The organism is Limosilactobacillus viscerum, from assembly GCF_947387525.1.
GTDB classification, from domain to species: Bacteria; Bacillota; Bacilli; order Lactobacillales; family Lactobacillaceae; genus Limosilactobacillus; species Limosilactobacillus viscerum.
In genome coordinates this window covers 1-17428 of the sequence record NZ_CANDNW010000001.1, presented here as the reverse complement: position 1 = coordinate 17428, position 17428 = coordinate 1, and the positions used below count along the sequence as shown (strand labels likewise).

Annotated in this window: 12 protein-coding genes and 1 rRNA gene; all 13 read left to right on the top strand. The window is 47.7% G+C overall.

The features are described 5' to 3' along the window. The first annotated feature begins 1 nt into the window (after position 1). The gene (gene purL / locus QOS07_RS00065; protein WP_283586984.1) at positions 2-2230 is read left to right on the top strand and encodes a phosphoribosylformylglycinamidine synthase subunit PurL; all 2229 of its coding nucleotides are present in this window, start codon (positions 2-4) and stop codon (positions 2228-2230) included. Next, on the top strand, positions 2206-3672 hold the full coding sequence (gene purF / locus QOS07_RS00060) for an amidophosphoribosyltransferase (protein WP_283586983.1): 1467 nt from the start codon (positions 2206-2208) through the stop codon (positions 3670-3672). Before purL ends, purF begins: the two co-directional genes overlap by 25 nt. Continuing rightward, a complete protein-coding gene (gene purM, locus QOS07_RS00055) occupies positions 3669-4706 on the top strand; it encodes a phosphoribosylformylglycinamidine cyclo-ligase (RefSeq protein ID WP_283586982.1) in 1038 nt (345 codons plus the stop codon). Before purF ends, purM begins: the two co-directional genes overlap by 4 nt. 10 nt (positions 4707-4716) lie before the next feature. Continuing rightward, on the top strand, positions 4717-5301 hold the full coding sequence (purN, locus tag QOS07_RS00050) for a phosphoribosylglycinamide formyltransferase (protein ID WP_283586981.1): 585 nt from the start codon (positions 4717-4719) through the stop codon (positions 5299-5301). Further along, positions 5301-6839, top strand: a complete 1539-nt coding sequence (gene purH / locus QOS07_RS00045; protein ID WP_283586980.1) for a bifunctional phosphoribosylaminoimidazolecarboxamide formyltransferase/IMP cyclohydrolase — start codon at positions 5301-5303, stop codon at positions 6837-6839. Before purN ends, purH begins: the two co-directional genes overlap by 1 nt. A gap of 23 nt (positions 6840-6862) precedes the next feature. After that, positions 6863-8122: a phosphoribosylamine--glycine ligase gene (gene purD, locus QOS07_RS00040; protein ID WP_283586979.1), complete on the top strand. Its 1260-nt coding sequence runs from the start codon at positions 6863-6865 to the stop codon at positions 8120-8122. Positions 8123-8337: 215 nt separating this feature from the next. Further along, the gene (locus QOS07_RS00035; protein WP_283586978.1) at positions 8338-9021 is read left to right on the top strand and encodes a DUF554 domain-containing protein; all 684 of its coding nucleotides are present in this window, start codon (positions 8338-8340) and stop codon (positions 9019-9021) included. Positions 9022-9129: 108 nt separating this feature from the next. Beyond that, the gene (locus tag QOS07_RS00030) at positions 9130-9816 is read left to right on the top strand and encodes a 2,3-diphosphoglycerate-dependent phosphoglycerate mutase (RefSeq protein ID WP_283586977.1); all 687 of its coding nucleotides are present in this window, start codon (positions 9130-9132) and stop codon (positions 9814-9816) included. 398 nt (positions 9817-10214) lie between these two features. After that, positions 10215-11249, top strand: coding sequence for a hypothetical protein (locus tag QOS07_RS00025; RefSeq protein ID WP_283586976.1), 1035 nt, complete (start codon positions 10215-10217; stop codon positions 11247-11249). A 90-nt stretch (positions 11250-11339) separates the two neighbouring features. Then, a complete protein-coding gene (locus tag QOS07_RS00020) occupies positions 11340-11846 on the top strand; it encodes a hypothetical protein (protein ID WP_283586975.1) in 507 nt (168 codons plus the stop codon). A gap of 297 nt (positions 11847-12143) precedes the next feature. Continuing rightward, complete coding sequence (locus QOS07_RS00015; RefSeq protein ID WP_283586974.1) at positions 12144-15071, top strand: LTA synthase family protein; 2928 nt, start codon at positions 12144-12146, stop codon at positions 15069-15071. 294 nt (positions 15072-15365) lie between these two features. Continuing rightward, positions 15366-16616: a tyrosine--tRNA ligase gene (gene tyrS / locus QOS07_RS00010; protein ID WP_283586973.1), complete on the top strand. Its 1251-nt coding sequence runs from the start codon at positions 15366-15368 to the stop codon at positions 16614-16616. A 506-nt stretch (positions 16617-17122) separates the two neighbouring features. Beyond that, positions 17123-17428 (top strand): 16S ribosomal RNA (locus tag QOS07_RS00005); the annotation flags it as partial.

Here is a 17428-nt window from a genome sequence, read left to right as displayed (position 1 = left end):
AATGAAGCAAGCTATGTCGCCGGAAGAAATTAAAGAGAAGAAGCCCTACTTGGACTGGAGCCTGAGCGAAGACGAGTACAACTACATTAGCGAAAAGCTCCTTGGCCGCTTGCCAAACTACACGGAAACCGGCCTTTTTTCCGCAATGTGGAGTGAACACTGCTCTTACAAGAAATCAAAGCCGGTTTTGCGCCTGTTCCCTAACAAGAATAGCCGGGTGCTTCAGGGGCCTGGGGAAGGTGCCGGGGTTGTCGACATTGATGATGGCCAGGCGGTTGTTTTTAAGGCTGAGAGCCACAACCACCCAACAACGGTTGAACCTTACCAGGGTGCTGCTACTGGTATTGGCGGAATCTTGCGGGATATCTTCAGTATGGGCGCTCGTCCGGTTGCATCGCTTGACTCCCTCCATTTTGGTGAACTTGATAATAATCAAACGAAGATGAAGGTCGATGGGACCGTTCGGGGAATTGGCGACTATGGTAACTGTATGGGAATTCCAACGGTGGCTGGTGAAACTACCTTTGATCCTTGCTACCAGGGCAACGTTCTCTGTAACGCGATGAGCGTCGGCCTGATGGACCAAAAAGATATTCAAAAGGGAAAGGCAGCAGGTGTTGGCAATGCTGTTATGTATGTTGGTGCCAAAACCGGCCGTGATGGGATTCACGGTGCTACCTTTGCCTCCGCTGACTTTAGTGACGAAAATGCCACCCAGCGTTCGGCCGTCCAAGTAGGGGGCCCCTTTATGGAAAAGCTGCTCCTCGAGGCCTGCCTAGAAGTAATTACGAAGCACCCTGATTGGCTGGTCGGTATCCAGGATATGGGTGCGGCCGGAATCGTTTCTTCCAGTGCCGAAATGGCATCTGAAGGAAAGAGCGGGATGGACCTTGACCTGGACCTAGTACCACAACGGGAAAGCGGAATGTCTGCTTACGAAATCATGCTGAGTGAGTCCCAAGAACGGATGCTCCTTTGTGTGAACAAGGGTCATGAAGAAGACGTCAAAAAGATCTTTGATTACTATGACCTGGATGCGGTAACGATTGGTCGAATTACGGAGGGGCACCAATATGTCCTCCACCATGATGGCCAAGTGGTTTGTGATATTCCAGTTACGAGCTTGACCGATGACGTCTTAGAAGAGGCAAGCGAAGAAAAGAAGCCTGCCCGGATTACCGCAGCTGAAGGTGAACCTGCCTGGCAGCCAAAAATCACCGATGCTGAAGCCACCCTCCGTGGTCTTCTCCAGCAAAGCACGGTTGCTGATAAGAGCAGCCTTTACCAGCAATATGATTCACAGGTTCGGACCTGTACCGTGGTTGGCCCCGGTAGCGATTCTGGTGTAATCCGTGTCCGTGGTACCCACAAAGGCCTCGCAATGACTACCGATGGTAACGGCCGGTTTGTTTACCTTAGCCCTAAAATTGGTGGAAAGATTGCACTGGTCGAAGCAGCTAGCAATATTATTTCTGCTGGTGCTGAACCATTAGCGATTACGGACTGCCTTAACTACGGTGACCCAAACGACCCCGAAATTTTCTGGGAACTTCACCAATCAGTACAGGGGATGGCTGATGCCTGCCGGGTATTTGACACACCGGTAATTTCCGGGAATGTTTCCCTCTACAACGAAAACAATGGTCAGGCAATCCACCCAACGCCAATGGTCGGGATGGTCGGCCTGGTTAAGAATATCGACCGGGTAATCCCTTCATTTGCCCAACATGCTGGTGACCGCGTCTACCTTATTGGGCGGACCGGTGACGATTTTGCCGGCTCTGAACTACAAAAGATGATCCAGGGGGATATCAGTGGTGTTGTGAATGACTTTGACCTTGCGGCAGTTAACGACAACCTCCACCGTTTGCTAAAAGAAATGCAAGCAGGACACGTTGCAAGTGCCCATGATCTTAGTGAAGGTGGCCTGGGGGTAGCCCTTAGCGAAACACTCTTTAAGACTGACCTGGGGATGAACCTTGATTTACGGGAACTAACTGCCGACTTGTTCTTTAGTGAAACACCAGGACGGGTGGTAGTGACCGTTCCAACAGAATATGCCCACGACTTTGAACAAACCATGGGTGAAGCGGCCAACTTAATCGGGACCGTTACGAACACCCACTGGTTGGAAGTCCACCTGGCAGATGCAGAGGTAAACCAAAATGTTGCTGAATTACAAAAACTATGGAAGGAGGCACTGCCTTGCCAGCTGAAATCAAAGGATTAAATGAAGAGTGTGGTGTCTTCGGTGTCTTTGGCGCACCAGATGCTAGCCAACTGACTTACTATGGCTTGCACACCCTCCAGCACCGGGGACAGGAAGGCGCCGGGATCGTTTCGACTGATGGTCACCACCTTTACCAGCACCGCGACCGGGGCCTTTTAGCAAAGGTGTTTGAAGACCCGGCTGAGCTGAAACGCCTGGTTGGTGATTCTGCAATTGGCCACGTTCGTTACGGGACGAGCGGTCATAACTCAATTGCTAATGTCCAACCATTCCTCTTTCGCTTCCACGATGGTGACGTTGCGTTAGCTCATAATGGGAATTTAACCAACGCGGTTACTCTCCGGCGCCAGCTAGAAGATGATGGGGCAGTTTTCCAATCCGATTCGGATACGGAAATCCTAATCCACTTAATTCGGAAACACATCAAGGAAGGCTTTATTCCCGCCTTGAAGAAGAGCCTTAACCAGGTTCATGGTGGATTTGCCTACCTGCTATTACAAAAGGACCGGTTGATTGCGGCGCTTGACCCGAATGGTATCCGACCACTTTGTATTGGCCAACTACCTAATGGCGCGTACGTGGTTGCCAGTGAAACTTGTGCGCTAGACATTATTAACGCTAAGTTTATCCGGGATGTCCAACCTGGCGAGTTAATTATTATTGACCACGATGGGCTTCACATTGACCACTACACTACTGATACCAAGCTGGCGATCTGTTCAATGGAATACATTTACTTTGCCCGCCCGGATTCCATTATTCATGGGGTAACCGTCCACAATGCTCGTAAGGAGATGGGCCGGCGGCTGGCAAAAGAACACCCGGTTGATGCTGATATGGTCATCGGGGTGCCTAACTCATCACTATCCGCAGCTTCTGGTTATGCTGAAGAAATCGGTCTCCCTTATGAAATGGGACTAATCAAAAGCCAGTATGTTGCACGGACGTTTATCCAACCAACTCAAGCATTACGGGAACGGGGCGTCCACCTTAAATTATCCGCTGTTCGCGGGGTAGTTAATGGTAAGCGGGTTGCCGTTGTAGACGATTCGATTGTTCGCGGTACCACTTCCAAGCAGATTATTAAGATGCTACGTGATGCGGGGGCCAAGGAGGTCCACATGCTGATCGCCTCACCACCATTTAAGTTTCCGTGCTTCTACGGGATTGATATCTCAACCCGGTCTGAACTCTTTGCTGCCCACTACTCAGTTGAAGAAATGCGGCAAAAAATTGGTGCCGATTCATTAAATTTCCTGAGTGTCGATAGCTTGATTAAGGCAATTAATGTTCCCGATGCCGGGGATGCGCCATATGGCGGGCTGACCGTTGCTTACTTTAATGGTGACTACCCAACCCCGCTTTATGACTACGAGGCAGGTTATTTAAAGTCGTTGAATGAACAAGAACAGCGTGAACGGAAGGAGCGTGCAGCACGATGAACCGTTACCAAGAGGCCGGCGTCGATGTTAATGCCGGATATGAACTGGTTGACCGGATTAAAAATGCGGTCGCTTCAACTAAGCGACCCGGTGTTGTAGGCGGCATTGGCAGCTTTGGTGGCCTTTTTGACCTTGGTGAGTTACACGTAAAACACCCGGTACTGGTTTCAGGAACCGACGGGGTAGGGACAAAACTCCTGGTTGCCCAGAAGATAGACAAACATGACACAATTGGCATCGATGTGGTTGCCATGTGTGTCAATGATGTTTTGGCCCAGGGAGCTGAACCGCTTTTCTTCCTAGACTATATTGCAACTGGCCACAATGATCCTGCTAAGATGGCAGACATTGTTAGCGGAGTTGCAGCTGGTTGCCGCCAGGCAGGAACAGCTTTAATTGGCGGTGAAACGGCTGAAATGCCGGATATGTACGCTAAAGAAGAGTATGACCTGGCTGGCACCGTCGCGGGGGTAGTAGAGAAAGATGAAATGTTGACGGCCGCCTTGCCAGAAGCAGGGGATGTCTTGCTCGGCTTACCTGCCAGCGGGATTCACTCCAATGGCTTTTCACTGGTCCGGCAAATCCTTTTTAAGGACCATGATGTTAAATTGACCGACCAACCAGCTGAATTAGGCGGGCAAAGCGTTGGCGAAGCAATCTTGACTCCCACTAAGATTTACGTTCAGCAGGTTTTGCCGTTAGTACGTCAAAAGCTAGTTCGGGGGATTAGCCACATCACCGGTGGCGGCCTAATCGAAAATGTACCGCGAATGTTTAGCGACAACTTGCAAGCGGTAATTGATAGTCATTCCTGGCCCCAGTTGCCCGTGTTTAATTACTTGCGACAAGTTGGCAACCTGCCCTTAAATGATTGCTGGCAGACCTTCAACATGGGGATTGGGATGGTCCTTGCGGTTAAACCCGACCACGTTGCGGCTGCCCAGTCGTTATTGGAAGAGCAAGGGGAAAAGTCATACCGGATTGGCCACTTGCAAGAACGGCCAGCCGGCGCCACGAAGATTGAGATTAAGTGAGGCATTAGACATGAGAGTTGCAATTTTTGCGTCAGGAAACGGAACTAACTTTGAGGAGTTAGACCAGCATTTTCAGGCCGGCGACTTACCTGGTGACCTAGCATTGCTGTTCTGCAACCACCCGGATGCACCGGTGATGGATCGCGCTAAGCGGCTAGGAGTTCCAGCGGAAAGTTTTACGGTTAAATCCTGTGGGGGTAAGGAAAATTACGAGGAGAAAGTCCTTGCCCTTTTGAAAAAGTACCGGATTGACTTCATTGCCCTTGCTGGTTATCTCCGGGTAGTTGGACCAACAATCCTTAATGAATATGACCACCGGATTGTGAACCTTCATCCGGCCTGGCTACCAGAATACCCGGGACTGCATTCAATTGAACGGGCTTTTAATGACCATCGGACTCAAACCGGGGTAACTGTTCATTATATTGATGCTGCTCTTGATGCGGGACCAATTATTGCCCAGTGTCACGTGCCGATCTTAGATGATGATACGGTTGACACTTTAGAGACACGGGTTCATGAAACTGAGCACCAGTTATACCCATTGGCATTGCGAGAAGCACTGTTTGCTGCAAAAGAAAAGGAGCATAAATAATGAAACGAGCATTGGTAAGCGTATCTGACAAGACAAACTTGGTTCCCTTTGTGAAGGGGCTAGAGGACAACGGCTATGAAATTGTTTCGACCGGCGGCACCAAGAAGGTCCTCGATGAAGCAGGTGTCAAGACCACCAGTATTGAAGATGTAACCCACTTCCCAGAAATCCTTGATGGGCGGGTTAAGACATTGAACCCATACGTTCATGGTGGCTTATTGGCTCGCCGCGAATTGCCTGAACATATGGCGACCCTGAAGAAACTGAACATCACGCCAATCGACCTTGTTTGCGTTAACTTGTACCCATTTAAGCAGACAATTGAACAAAAAGATGTGAAGCTTGCCGATGCCATCGAAAACATCGATATTGGTGGCCCATCCATGGTTCGGTCAGCTGCGAAGAACTACCGTGACGTTACCATTGTGGTTGATAAAAACGACTACGACCAGGTCCTTAAGGAGATTAAGGAAAATGGCGATACGACGCTGGCAACGCGGGCAAAGCTGGCTGCAAAGGCCTTCCGCCACACTGCTTCTTATGATGCATTGATTTCCCAATACTTGACCAAGAAAAATGGCCTGGAAGATCCAGAAAAGCTAACCCTGACTTGGGACCTCAAAGAAACGATGCGGTACGGTGAAAACAGCCACCAACAAGCATGGCTATATGAAGATGCATTGCCAAAGTCCTACTCAGTCCTTGAAGCAAAGCAGCTGCACGGGAAGAAGCTTTCCTACAACAATATTAAGGATGCGGATGAAGCCCTGCGGTGTATTCGTGAATTTGATGAACCCGCTGTTGTGGCAATGAAGCATATGAACCCATGTGGAATTGGCCGTGGCGATGACCTGGAACAGGCATGGGACCGGGCATACGAGGCAGATACGGTTTCTATTTTTGGCGGGGTAATTGCCCTTAACCGGAAAGTGGACCTGGCAACTGCCGAAAAGATGCACAAGATTTTCCTCGAAATCGTCATTGCACCGGGCTTTGATGATGATGCCTATGAAGTATTGGCAAAGAAGAAGAACATCCGTCTGCTGACCGTTGACTTTAGCAAGAAGGACGAACAACCACGGCACGAAGTAGTTTCCGTGATGGGTGGCCTCCTGATGCAGGAACAAGATGTCCTGGCCGAAGACTACCATGACTGGAAGTGTGTTACCGAAACCAAGCCAACTGAAGAACAGTTGAAGACGTTGATGTTTGCCTGGAAGGCAGTAAAGCATGCTAAGTCCAACGCAATTGTGATGGCAAATGATGAACGGACGCTTGGTGTTGGTGAAGGGCAGCCAAACCGGATTGATTCACTGAAGATTGCCGTTAAACATGCTGGTGACGCAATTGATGACCGGGCAGTAATGGCAAGTGATGCCTTCTTCCCATTTGGCGACTGTGTTGAATATGCTGGTAAGCATGGCATCAAGGCAGTTGTTCAACCGGGTGGCTCAATCCGCGACCAGGAATCAATTGAGATGGCAAACAAGTATGGAATTGCGATGGTAACAACTGGTGTCCGGCACTTCCGCCACTAGTTAGAACTTTGAGGAGGATCAGCATGGCAGAACAAGTCAATGTGTTAGTTGTTGGTGAAGGTGGTCGTGAGTTTGCGATTGCAAAGAAATTACAGGCAAGCTCCCATGTTAAGCAAGTGTACTGTGCACCTGGGAACGTAGGGATGCCAACGGTTGGTGTCCAGCCGGTTGACATTGCTGAAACTGACTTTGCTGGTCTGATTAGGTTTGCCAAGGAGCATAATGTTGCCTGGACCTTTGTTGGACCCGAAGACTGCCTGGTGGACGGGATCGTTGATGATTTTCGTGCAGCGGGGTTAAAGGCGTTTGGCCCTACTGCCCGGGCAGCACAACTGGAAGGTTCCAAGGACTATGCCCTTAACTTCATGAATAACTATCACGTACCCACTGCCCGTCATGCTTCCTACCGTGACCAAACGGCGGCCATTGCTGGTGTTGATCAGTTTGGCTTCCCAGTTGTCATTAAGGAAAACGGCCTCGCCGGTGGTAAGGGTGTTGTAATTGCGAAGGACCGTGAAACGGCGGTTCAGACGATTAAGGAGATGTTTGACCGGGGGCAGGCTCGGCTAGTTCTAGAAGAGTGCCTCGTTGGGCAGGAGTATTCGATGTTTGTCCTTCTCAGCAATGGTCATTACCGGATTTTGCCGATGGCTCAGGACCACAAGCGGGCTTATGATGGCGATAAGGGACCGAATACGGGCGGAATGGGCTCTTACAGTCCACTTCCCCAATTAACGGCAAGCGACCTGCAACGGATCATTGACCAAGTGGTGGTGCCAACAGTTAACGGCCTGGTTGCCGGTGAATATCACTATCACGGAATCCTTTACATTGGCTTGATTATGACGGCTGCTGGACCAAAGGTAATTGAATACAATGTCCGTTTAGGTGATCCTGAAACCCAGGTGATCTTGCCACGGCTTAAGACGGACCTCTTCGAACTGGTTAACCGGGCATTGAATGATGAACCGCTGCCGGAAGTGGTGGTGGATGAACAGGCAAGCTTTGGGGTGGTGCTCGCTTCAAAGGGCTATCCACAAAAGCCAGTGCACGGGCAGGCGCTCGGCCAGCTGCCGGTTGTTGATGGCATCCAGATTGATTATGCTAATGTGGCAGGGAGTCTTGATGAACTGAAGGGTAATGGTGGCCGTCTGCTGATGGTAGAGACCGTGGCCCCAACGCTTCAAGCGGCCCACGATGCGGTATATGATTATCTGGACCAGCTAAATGAACCAGAATGCTTTTACCGGAAGGACATTGGCGCTAAGGCCGGTCTTAACTGATTTGACAGGTTAATGACGGATGTGCTAGCTTAGCGGTAATTGTCAAAGGGTTGCTATAGATAAAAAAGAGTGGAAAAGAAACTTTTGGCTTTTTCCACTCTTTTTTTACACAGTAATTACGGGGGAAAGTAGGCTTCGCAAGATTGGTGGATTGGCCTGTTTTGTGCGGGCGTCGCGAAGCTTTTCCTAACTTCGTCTTGCTAAGGAGAATGAAAATGATTGGAACGATTGCAAACACTTGTGCAATTTTAGTTGGGACGACGCTCGGTTGCTTCCTGAAAAAGGGACTTAAAGAACGTTACCAAGATGCTTTGTTCCTTGCGATGGGGCTGGCTGCTCTAGGAATTGGGCTGGAAAACGTCGTTAATAATATGCCGAAGAGTCACTACCCGGTGTTATTTATTGTTAGTTTGGCGATTGGCGCCGTTGTCGGGACCTGGTGGAAAATTGATGATCATTTTAACCAACTGATTAAGCGGTGCGGTGGTCAATCACGGATTGCGGAAGGGATTGCGACGGGAATCCTGTTGTACTGTATTGGTGCACTGTCAATTGTTGGCCCGGTGATGGCGGCAGTGAAGGGCGATCATACGATGTTGTTTACGAATGCGACCTTAGATTTTGTGACATCGATGGTGTTTGGTGCAAGCTTTGGCTGGGGAATGCTGGCCTGTGCACCGGTGCTGTTTTGCTGGCAGGGGATGATATACTTGGCTGCTAAGTACTTGTCGGCGAGCTTCTTCACTGGGCCGGTGGTGACTGAGATTTCGATTGTTGGGGGCTTTTTAATTGCGACGACGGGGATTAGCTTGTTGAAGTTGCGGCAAATTAAGACACTCAACTTGCTACCGTCGTTGCTGGTACCGATTATCTTTTTTATTATTCTAGACACATTTTGAGATGAAAGCGGTTCATGGTGGGCCTGCTACTTTTAATTTAGTTCAAGATAGGCTAAAATGATGATTGTATTTGAAATAAAAATTAAGAAGAAAGAGGTCAATTTGAACATGGCTAAATTAGTACTTATCCGTCACGGCCAAAGTGAATGGAACCTGTCAAACCAATTCACTGGTTGGGTTGATGTTGACTTAAGTGAAAAGGGTGTTGAACAAGCTAAGAACGCTGGTAAGGCACTTAAGGAACACGGAATTGAATTCGACTACGCATACACTTCAGTTTTGAAGCGTGCGATCAAGACGTTGCATTATGCTCTTGAAGAATGTGACCAACTGTGGATTCCTGAAACTAAGACTTGGCGTTTGAACGAACGTCACTACGGTGCTCTTCAAGGCCACAACAAGAAGAAGGCTGCTGAAAAGTACGGTGACGAACAAGTTCACATTTGGCGTCGTTCATACGATGTTTTGCCACCACTGCTGAGTGCAGATGACGAAGGTTCAGCTGTAAATGATCGTCGTTACGCAAACTTAGACCCACGGACTATTCCTGGTGGTGAAAACTTAAAGGTTACTCTGGAACGGGTTATTCCTTTATGGCAAGACGAAATTGCACCAAAGCTGCTTGATGGCAAGAACGTAATCATCGCAGCCCACGGTAACTCACTGCGTGCATTGAGCAAGTACATTGAACAAATCTCTGACGAAGACATCATGAACCTGGAAATGGCCACTGGCCAACCAGTTGTTTACGACTTCGACGACAAGCTCAATGTTTTGAGTAAGGAAAAGTACTAAACTAAAAAAGAGTGCGGAGCGGGCCGGATTAGGGCCGTATGCATAACATGGAAAAATCGGTTGACGCATTTTGCGTCGGCCGATTTTTTCTGTTAGGCACTAGGCCCGGGCCCGCGGAGCACGTTTCCTTGCAGGAAGAAAAATAAAAACAGTAAAAGAGCAGGAGAAGTTGCAGTACGCATTTTGCGTCGTTCGATTTTTTTCTGTTAGGCACTAGCCTCCTGCCCTGTAGCACGTTTTCTTGCAGGGGGGCGATAATTGACTAATTAGGTGCAATAATTTAATCCTCCGGTATAGAAAAAATGAAAAAATTGCGAAGATTAGTCAAAGAAATTGAGCTCGGCATTAGTTGTGTTATGATGGAACATAAATTGATTAAAAGGTGGACATTTTTTCATATGAAGAAACAACATAGCTTATCCTTGAGTAACTTTGTGAAGGAACTTAAGGCACTGGTTAAGCCACATTACTTATCTGCGATGTGGCCAATCGGTGGTATTACCATTATTTATTTTGCGTTGGTTTGCATCATCGGTCTCTTCTCAACGAACGTTCTACAATCAATGATGATGAGCGTCATGATGATCATGTACGGGATGGCATCACCATTGGCACTGTTGATGGGGTTAGTAGAAGTATTAGCTGGGATTGCAATTATTGCGGCACTGTCATTTTTCTACAACTTCTACGTTGTGGCTGCCCAGTATGCTTACCAGGACCACTTGGCTAACCCTGACCAGCCGGTAAGTGCTGGTTCCATCTGGCTGCACTTTAAGCACCTGCGGAAGAACCAATTATGGCGGATTGCCCTTTACGTTGGTTTATTTATCTTCCTGTGGAGCTTGCCATTAAACATCATTGCTGACGTTGTTGGCGGAATGACACACAGTGCTTTATGGTTACGTGGTATCCAATTGGTTAATGAAATCGTGGTTATTTGGAAGAGTATCGAATTCTCCCAATCCTACTTCCTTTACCGGGAAAAGCAGCCGCAATTCCTTGGCCAGTCAATGCGGCATGCACTGACGGCTAGTCGGCGCTTTATGGGTGGCCGGAAGTTGAACTACTTCTTGATTACCCTGTTGGTTGAAATTTTCCCAATGGTTGTTTGGGGCGTAATCTTTGGCGGCCTAGCATTCTATGGTAACTACACCGCTACCTATGTCCTGATGTACATCGGCCTGTTGATTGCCATCTTAGGGATGGTTTGCTACCTGCCAGTTGTCTTTGCAACGGGAGCACTTTTCTACGTTAAGAGTAAGGAAGGCGATGATGTTGATGCCGACTTCAAAGATACCTTCAAGCCAGTTGCCGAACTGACTGGCGAAGCATTTGTCCATGAGGTTTACACCCCAAAGAAGGCAAAAAAACAACCATCACCAACGGTTAAGCCGGAAGAAAATAAAAAGCCTGAAGCCAAGAAGGAAGACTAGGCTTTTAAGCTAGACGCTAAGCAGAGATGCTTGGCGTTTTTTATTTAAAGGGAATACAATGAAAGAAATAAGAATTCTGGAGGGTAGGAAATGAAAAAGAGCTCTAAATTTGCGCTAGGCCTTGCCTTGCTAATGACCGTTGCTGCTGTTAAACATCAGAAAAACAAAAAGGGTTTGTTAAGTGGGGTTTATAAGGAAACCAGTAGAGATGTGCTGGCGGACGACGCGGGACGGCCCCAGTATAATTATTTCTACTTTAAAGAAGATGGCACTGCCTTATTGGCCCAGCCGGAAACGGCAAACCAGTATGGCGATGCTGGTCAAGGAACGTGGGAATACCTCGGAAATGACCAGTTTCAAGTTAAAATCAAAAGTATTTATGATCACAACTTCTACCAGCTGGTAATGACAAGGAGCGGTGAGAACCTGACTACACCGGGAACGGTTAAACATGCGCCGTTTGAATGGGAAGCGGACAGTTACCAACAGGATGAAATGGTAGTTGCTGATTTTATGGATATGTTTAATCAGGCAAAGAAATCACAGCAGGAAAAAGTAGCCAAGAATGGTTATGATGTTCCTGAAAATGAACGATAAGAAAGGGAGCTGTGACACACCCCCCGGTTAGGGCCTGATGGCTAGCATAGGACGATCGTTAGCACGGAACGGGCTAGCGATTGTCCGTAGCTAGACACTAAGGCCCTGGGTTGTGGCACGCGATATCTCTGTAATATTCGGAGCTAAAACAAAACAAGGGCCCATGACAAAACCAAGTTTTGTCACGGGCCCTGTTCCTGTCTTATGACACTACTATTTATCAAGAATGAATATTGAATATAATTGGCGATCGTTTTTATAATAAAGAGCAGAATTCTGTATAGAAAGTTGGATTGAATGAGTAACAAACGTTTAACAAGTCGGGGATACTTGGTTGGTACTATTATTAGTATCATTACGGTTCTTTGCTACTTATGTACGGCTGGTCAAATACTGACTCACTTGACGGGTCACCACCCCGCATTATTTGCTAGTTGGTGGCTATTAAAGATGGCAATCAGTGCGTCAGTAGTCCTGGTACCGATCCTGATTGGCTGCGGTCAACGCCGTGCCAAGCCGCGGTGGGGAATGATGGTCCTCCTGTGGTTGATCGGGGCAGTCGGCTTTTTATGGGCAAAGTATACGACCCAACCAGTAGTAAACGTGGCACAGCCATCACCGGAGTTATATGTGGCCCAGGAAATTTTCATTGCCTGGCTAACCAGCTCCGGTCTTTTTGTGTTGGCTCAACCACTACAAAAACTATTGCACCGGTGGTCAGTTATCCAGCGACGGCACACTTTAATTACAATTACGGTAATCTTCTTCCTGGTACGCCTCTTTAACGGCTACGACATTCTGGGCTTCCACCGGGGGACCAGCCTAATCTGGTTTATCTACCTTTTTGCGGTCGGGGACTGGTTAGCCAATGACCGGGCCTGGTTAAAAAAGTGGGCGCGGTGGCGGTATGCCACGGTCACGGTTACTGCCTTCCTTGTGTCAGGGGTGTTGACGTGGTTAAACATGAACCATGTCCTTTACAGCCCGCATAAGGGGTTAAAACCAGACACCCACTACCTGCTAGCGATTAATGCTTTCCAGCCATTGGTAGTAATTACCTGCATTCTTGCGGTAGCATGGTTGGTTCGTGCTAGTAAGATGCGGTGGGCAAATGAGCATAATTACACCCAATTAATCATCCTCCTGGGCCTATTAGGGACGCCGCAAGCGGTAACCCCACTCCTGGTGCCAACCGTTAACTGGTCGTTGGCGGTTACTACCGGGATTATCCTAGTGGTATTAGCAGTTAGTTTGCCATACGCAGTGGTATCACTGGGAAGCCGGTGGCAATTTAACTTTAATTGGCGCCAAGCGGTAGTCTGGGGAAAACAATTTGCCAAGCGTTACTGGCCGGTTATCCTTACCTATGTCGTTTTGTGGCTAATTACGGTAGCGTCATTTGCTTACCTGTGGGGAAATGACTGGACGATGGTTCAATGGGTTGTTACCCAGCGGGCTAAAATAGTGACAGTCAACGTCCTGATCGTCTTCGCATTAATATTAATCTTAATGGCAATTACGAACCGTTGGTGGTTGAGCAGTGGGATCGGAATTATCTTCTACCTAGGATGGCTCTGTGCATCGGTTCTTAAAATTGCCGCCCGGAATGAACCAATTTTGCCAACCGACCTTTCCGCGGTGAAAGCGATAGGTGAACTGCTGGGGATGGTTAACCCGTGGATTATTGCGGGAGCCATCGTTGTTATTATCTTGCTGTTGGCATTCTTTGGGTGGCTGGAACACCGCTATGGTAGCCCGTGTCGCTTTAATGCTTGGAGCCGGGGGATTGTGGCGGTCCTTGCTATTTGTTTTTTGGCCTGCTTTACCCGGGTCAATCATAGCGATTCCGTCGTCTACAAGCAGCTGCAGCGGATTGATGACACCCCCTACTTCTATGCCCAACTCCGGGGAGCAAAGATGAACGGGACTCTTTTGCAGTTTGCAAATAATGTTGATGTTCACGTGATGACGAAGCCGGCGGGCTATTCCGCTGCGGAGATGAAACGGGTTGAGCAACGGTATGCTAAAGAAGGACGGCAGATCAATCACCAGCGGACTCACCAGAGTATGGGTAAGCAAAATCTTGTATTTGTACTGAGCGAAAGCTTTGCTGATCCGGCGCGGGTGCCGGGGATGAAGGTTAGCGGTGGCGACCCGTTGCCGTTCCTGCACCGCTTCAAGAAGCAGACGACCAGTGGGATAATGCTGAGCTCTGGCTATGGTGGCGGGACCGCCAATATGGAATACCAGGCATTGACTGGGCTATCGATTGCTAATTTCTCACCGACAATGCCAACGCCATATTCACAGCTGGTACCATTTCAAAAGAAGACCTTTACTATCAATAATTTGTTTAACTATAGCATCGGAATCCACCCGTTTACGGCTAACCTTTATAGTCGGGAGACGGTTTACAAGAAGTTTGGCTTCAATAAGTTCTACCACTTTGATGGTGGCAGCAAGATTACCTACACTAGTAAAATCCAAAAGAATCCGCGGGTCAGTGATGACTCTACCTATAAGGAAATCGACCTGAACTTGGCCCGCCGCCCTCATGGTAAGTTCGTTCAGGTGGCAACAATGCAAAACCATATGCCATACGAACCGGCATATTACCAGAAACGGCAGTACCATGTCAGCGGGAAAGGCTTCAATAATCCTGACCAGCAGGGACAAATTGAGGCTTACATCCAGGGAATTCACTATACTGACCAGGCATTGCAAGCGTGGATTCACCGGTTAGATAATAGTAAACAGCCAACCACGGTAGTATGGTATGGTGACCACTTGCCGGGGATCTACCATGGGCTACCGATGGGGAAGTACGGGACACCGCTTCATGAAACTGATTACTTTATTTACAGCAATAAAGCGGCCCAAAAGATTAACCATGATCGTTTGCCTAGTGAACACCAGCTGGTTGGCCCCAACGATTTCTCGGCAATGGCACTTGCTAAGATGGACGTGAAAGTGTCGCCATATTATGCCTTGCTGACTAAGGTTCAAGAAGACTTACCCGCCATTTCCCTACCTACTAATGGAACGGCGAAGAACAATTCTGCCCACCAGGGAGGAATTGACTTTGTTAACCAGCATGGGCAACATGTTAAGCTAAATAAGCAGCAGCGGCAGCTTTTCCATGACTACCAACTGGTTCAATATGACTTAACGGCTGGTCACCACTACCTGCAAAAGGAGAGTTTTCTTAAACAGGTTGCAAGGTAGTGGGTTGACAGATGGTCCGGAAAGCCGGTACAATAACGGCAATTATTAAAGGACGCTGAGACAAGAACTAGTAGTTACTGGTTGGACATCCAGAGAGTGGGCGGCAATTGTGAGCCCACCAATGCTGAGCGACGAATTACACTTGTTGAGTCTGAACGGATCGTCCCGTTATCGACGAGAGAGGTAGTCCGCTTACGGGCTGCAATTCAAGGTGGTAACGCGGTTAAATCGTCCCTGACTTCATTTGAAGTCAGGGATTTTTTTATCCGTAGCAAAAAATTAGGAGGAACGACGATGAACATTATTGATGACCTAGAATGGCGTGGCGCCATCAACCAATCAACGGACTTGGATGCATTAAAAAAGCTGACGGAAGAAAATAAGATTGCCCTTTACTGTGGAACCGACCCAACTGGTGACAGTCTTCATATCGGTCACTTGATTCCGTTCATGATCCTGAAACGGTTCCAGCTTGCTGGTCACCATCCAGTTATTTTGATTGGTGGTGGAACGGGTGCGATCGGTGACCCATCTGGCCGGAAGACTGAGCGGACACTGCAAACGATGGAACAAGTTCACCATAATGAAGAGGCATTGACGGCCCAGATGAAGAAACTGTTTGGGACGGAGAACTTTACGATTGTTAATAACCACGACTGGCTTTCCAAGATTAGTTTATTGGACTTCTTACGGGATTACGGTAAGCTGTTCAACATTAATACGATGTTGAATAAGGAAGTTGTTGCTAGCCGGTTGGAAGCGGGAATTTCCTTTACTGAATTTACTTACCAAATCCTGCAATCCGTTGACTTCCTCCACCTGTACCGTCACCACGACGTTCAGTTGGAAATTGGTGGTTCTGACCAGTGGGGGAACATCACTGCCGGGATTGACTTAATTCACAAGATTGAAGGACCTGAAACAAAGGTATATGGCCTGACGATTCCATTGATGCTCAAGGCTGATGGAACTAAGTTTGGTAAGACGGCTGGCGGTGCAGTCTGGCTTGATCCAAAGAAGACGTCACCATACGAATTCTACCAATTCTGGATTAATCAGGATGACCGGGATGTTGTAAAGTACCTTAAGTACTTTACTTTCTTATCTAAAGAAGAAATTGATGATCTGGCTGAAAAGGTTGAGAAGGAACCATGGAAGCGTGAAGCACAACGCCGCTTAGCTGAAGAAGTTACTAAGTTTGTTCATGGCGAGAAGGCAGTTGAAGAAGCTGAACGGATCAGTAAGGCACTCTTCTCTGGGGATGTTGCTGACTTATCTGTTGAAGAAATTGAACAGGGCTTCAAGAACATGCCATCGGTTGACGTTGAAAACAAGAAGGAAAACATTGTTATCTGGTTGACCGATAATGGCATCGAACCATCCCGGCGGCAAGCGCGGCAAGATGTTTCTAATGGCGCAATTCGGATTAACGGTGAAAAGGTGGACGACTTGGAAGCAGAAATTGATCCAAGCACACACTTTGATGGTAAGTTTGTAATTGTCCGTCGTGGTAAGAAGCACTACTTCCTTGCACGGGTAAAATAAAATTTGAACTTAATTGTTAGTAAAAAGCTGACCAGTGAAAGACACAGGTCAGCTTTTTGTTTACAAAAATATTAAATTACAAACAAAAGAGTAGATGACAAAAGGTAAGTTCAGGTTTTTAAAAATAGCCAAAAAAGCTTGCAGATTAATGCTTGACGATTGGTGGAAATCCATGTATTATATTTAACGTTGTCAAGGCGATGACATAGTTGATGAAAAATTTCTGAAATATGTTTGACATTGTTTTGACATCATGATATATTGTCAGAGTTGCTTATTTGAGTTCTGACAATTAGTTCTTAAAATTAGTTGTTGACTTCAAACGGCGACTGTGATAAAATAGATTTGTTAGCTAACTGCTAACGAGGTAGACCTTTGAAAACTGAACAAAGTTTCGACGAATCAAATGTGTAGGGTCTTCGATCACTTCGGTGATTGGAGCAAAAACATTTGCGAAGTCAATTCGCTTAATTAATTTGAAATAGAGCTATTCAAGTTCTTATATTTTATATGAGAGTTTGATCCTGGCTCAGGATGAACGCCGGCGGTGTGCCTAATACATGCAAGTCGAGCGCACTGGCCCAACTGATATGACGTGCTTGCACTGATTTGACGATGGATTACCAGTGAGCGGCGGACGGGTGAGTAACACGTGGGCAACCTGCCCCAGAGCGGGGGATAACATTTGGAAACAGGTGCTAATACCGCATAACTCCGAAAACCACATGGTTTTCGGATAAAAGATGGTTTCGGCTATCACTTTGGGATGGGCCCGCGGTGCATTAGCTAGTTGGTAAGGTAACGGCTTACCA

Coding starts and splice junctions, on each gene's coding strand:
- purL (WP_283586984.1), top strand. CDS start 2: ATGAAGCAAGCTATGTCGCCGGAAGAAATTAAAGAGAAGAAGCCCTAC.
- purM (WP_283586982.1), top strand. CDS start 3,669: ATGAACCGTTACCAAGAGGCCGGCGTCGATGTTAATGCCGGATATGAA.
- purN (WP_283586981.1), top strand. CDS start 4,717: ATGAGAGTTGCAATTTTTGCGTCAGGAAACGGAACTAACTTTGAGGAG.
- purH (WP_283586980.1), top strand. CDS start 5,301: ATGAAACGAGCATTGGTAAGCGTATCTGACAAGACAAACTTGGTTCCC.
- purD (WP_283586979.1), top strand. CDS start 6,863: ATGGCAGAACAAGTCAATGTGTTAGTTGTTGGTGAAGGTGGTCGTGAG.
- QOS07_RS00035 (WP_283586978.1), top strand. CDS start 8,338: ATGATTGGAACGATTGCAAACACTTGTGCAATTTTAGTTGGGACGACG.
- QOS07_RS00030 (WP_283586977.1), top strand. CDS start 9,130: ATGGCTAAATTAGTACTTATCCGTCACGGCCAAAGTGAATGGAACCTG.
- QOS07_RS00025 (WP_283586976.1), top strand. CDS start 10,215: ATGAAGAAACAACATAGCTTATCCTTGAGTAACTTTGTGAAGGAACTT.
- QOS07_RS00020 (WP_283586975.1), top strand. CDS start 11,340: ATGAAAAAGAGCTCTAAATTTGCGCTAGGCCTTGCCTTGCTAATGACC.
- QOS07_RS00015 (WP_283586974.1), top strand. CDS start 12,144: ATGAGTAACAAACGTTTAACAAGTCGGGGATACTTGGTTGGTACTATT.
- tyrS (WP_283586973.1), top strand. CDS start 15,366: ATGAACATTATTGATGACCTAGAATGGCGTGGCGCCATCAACCAATCA.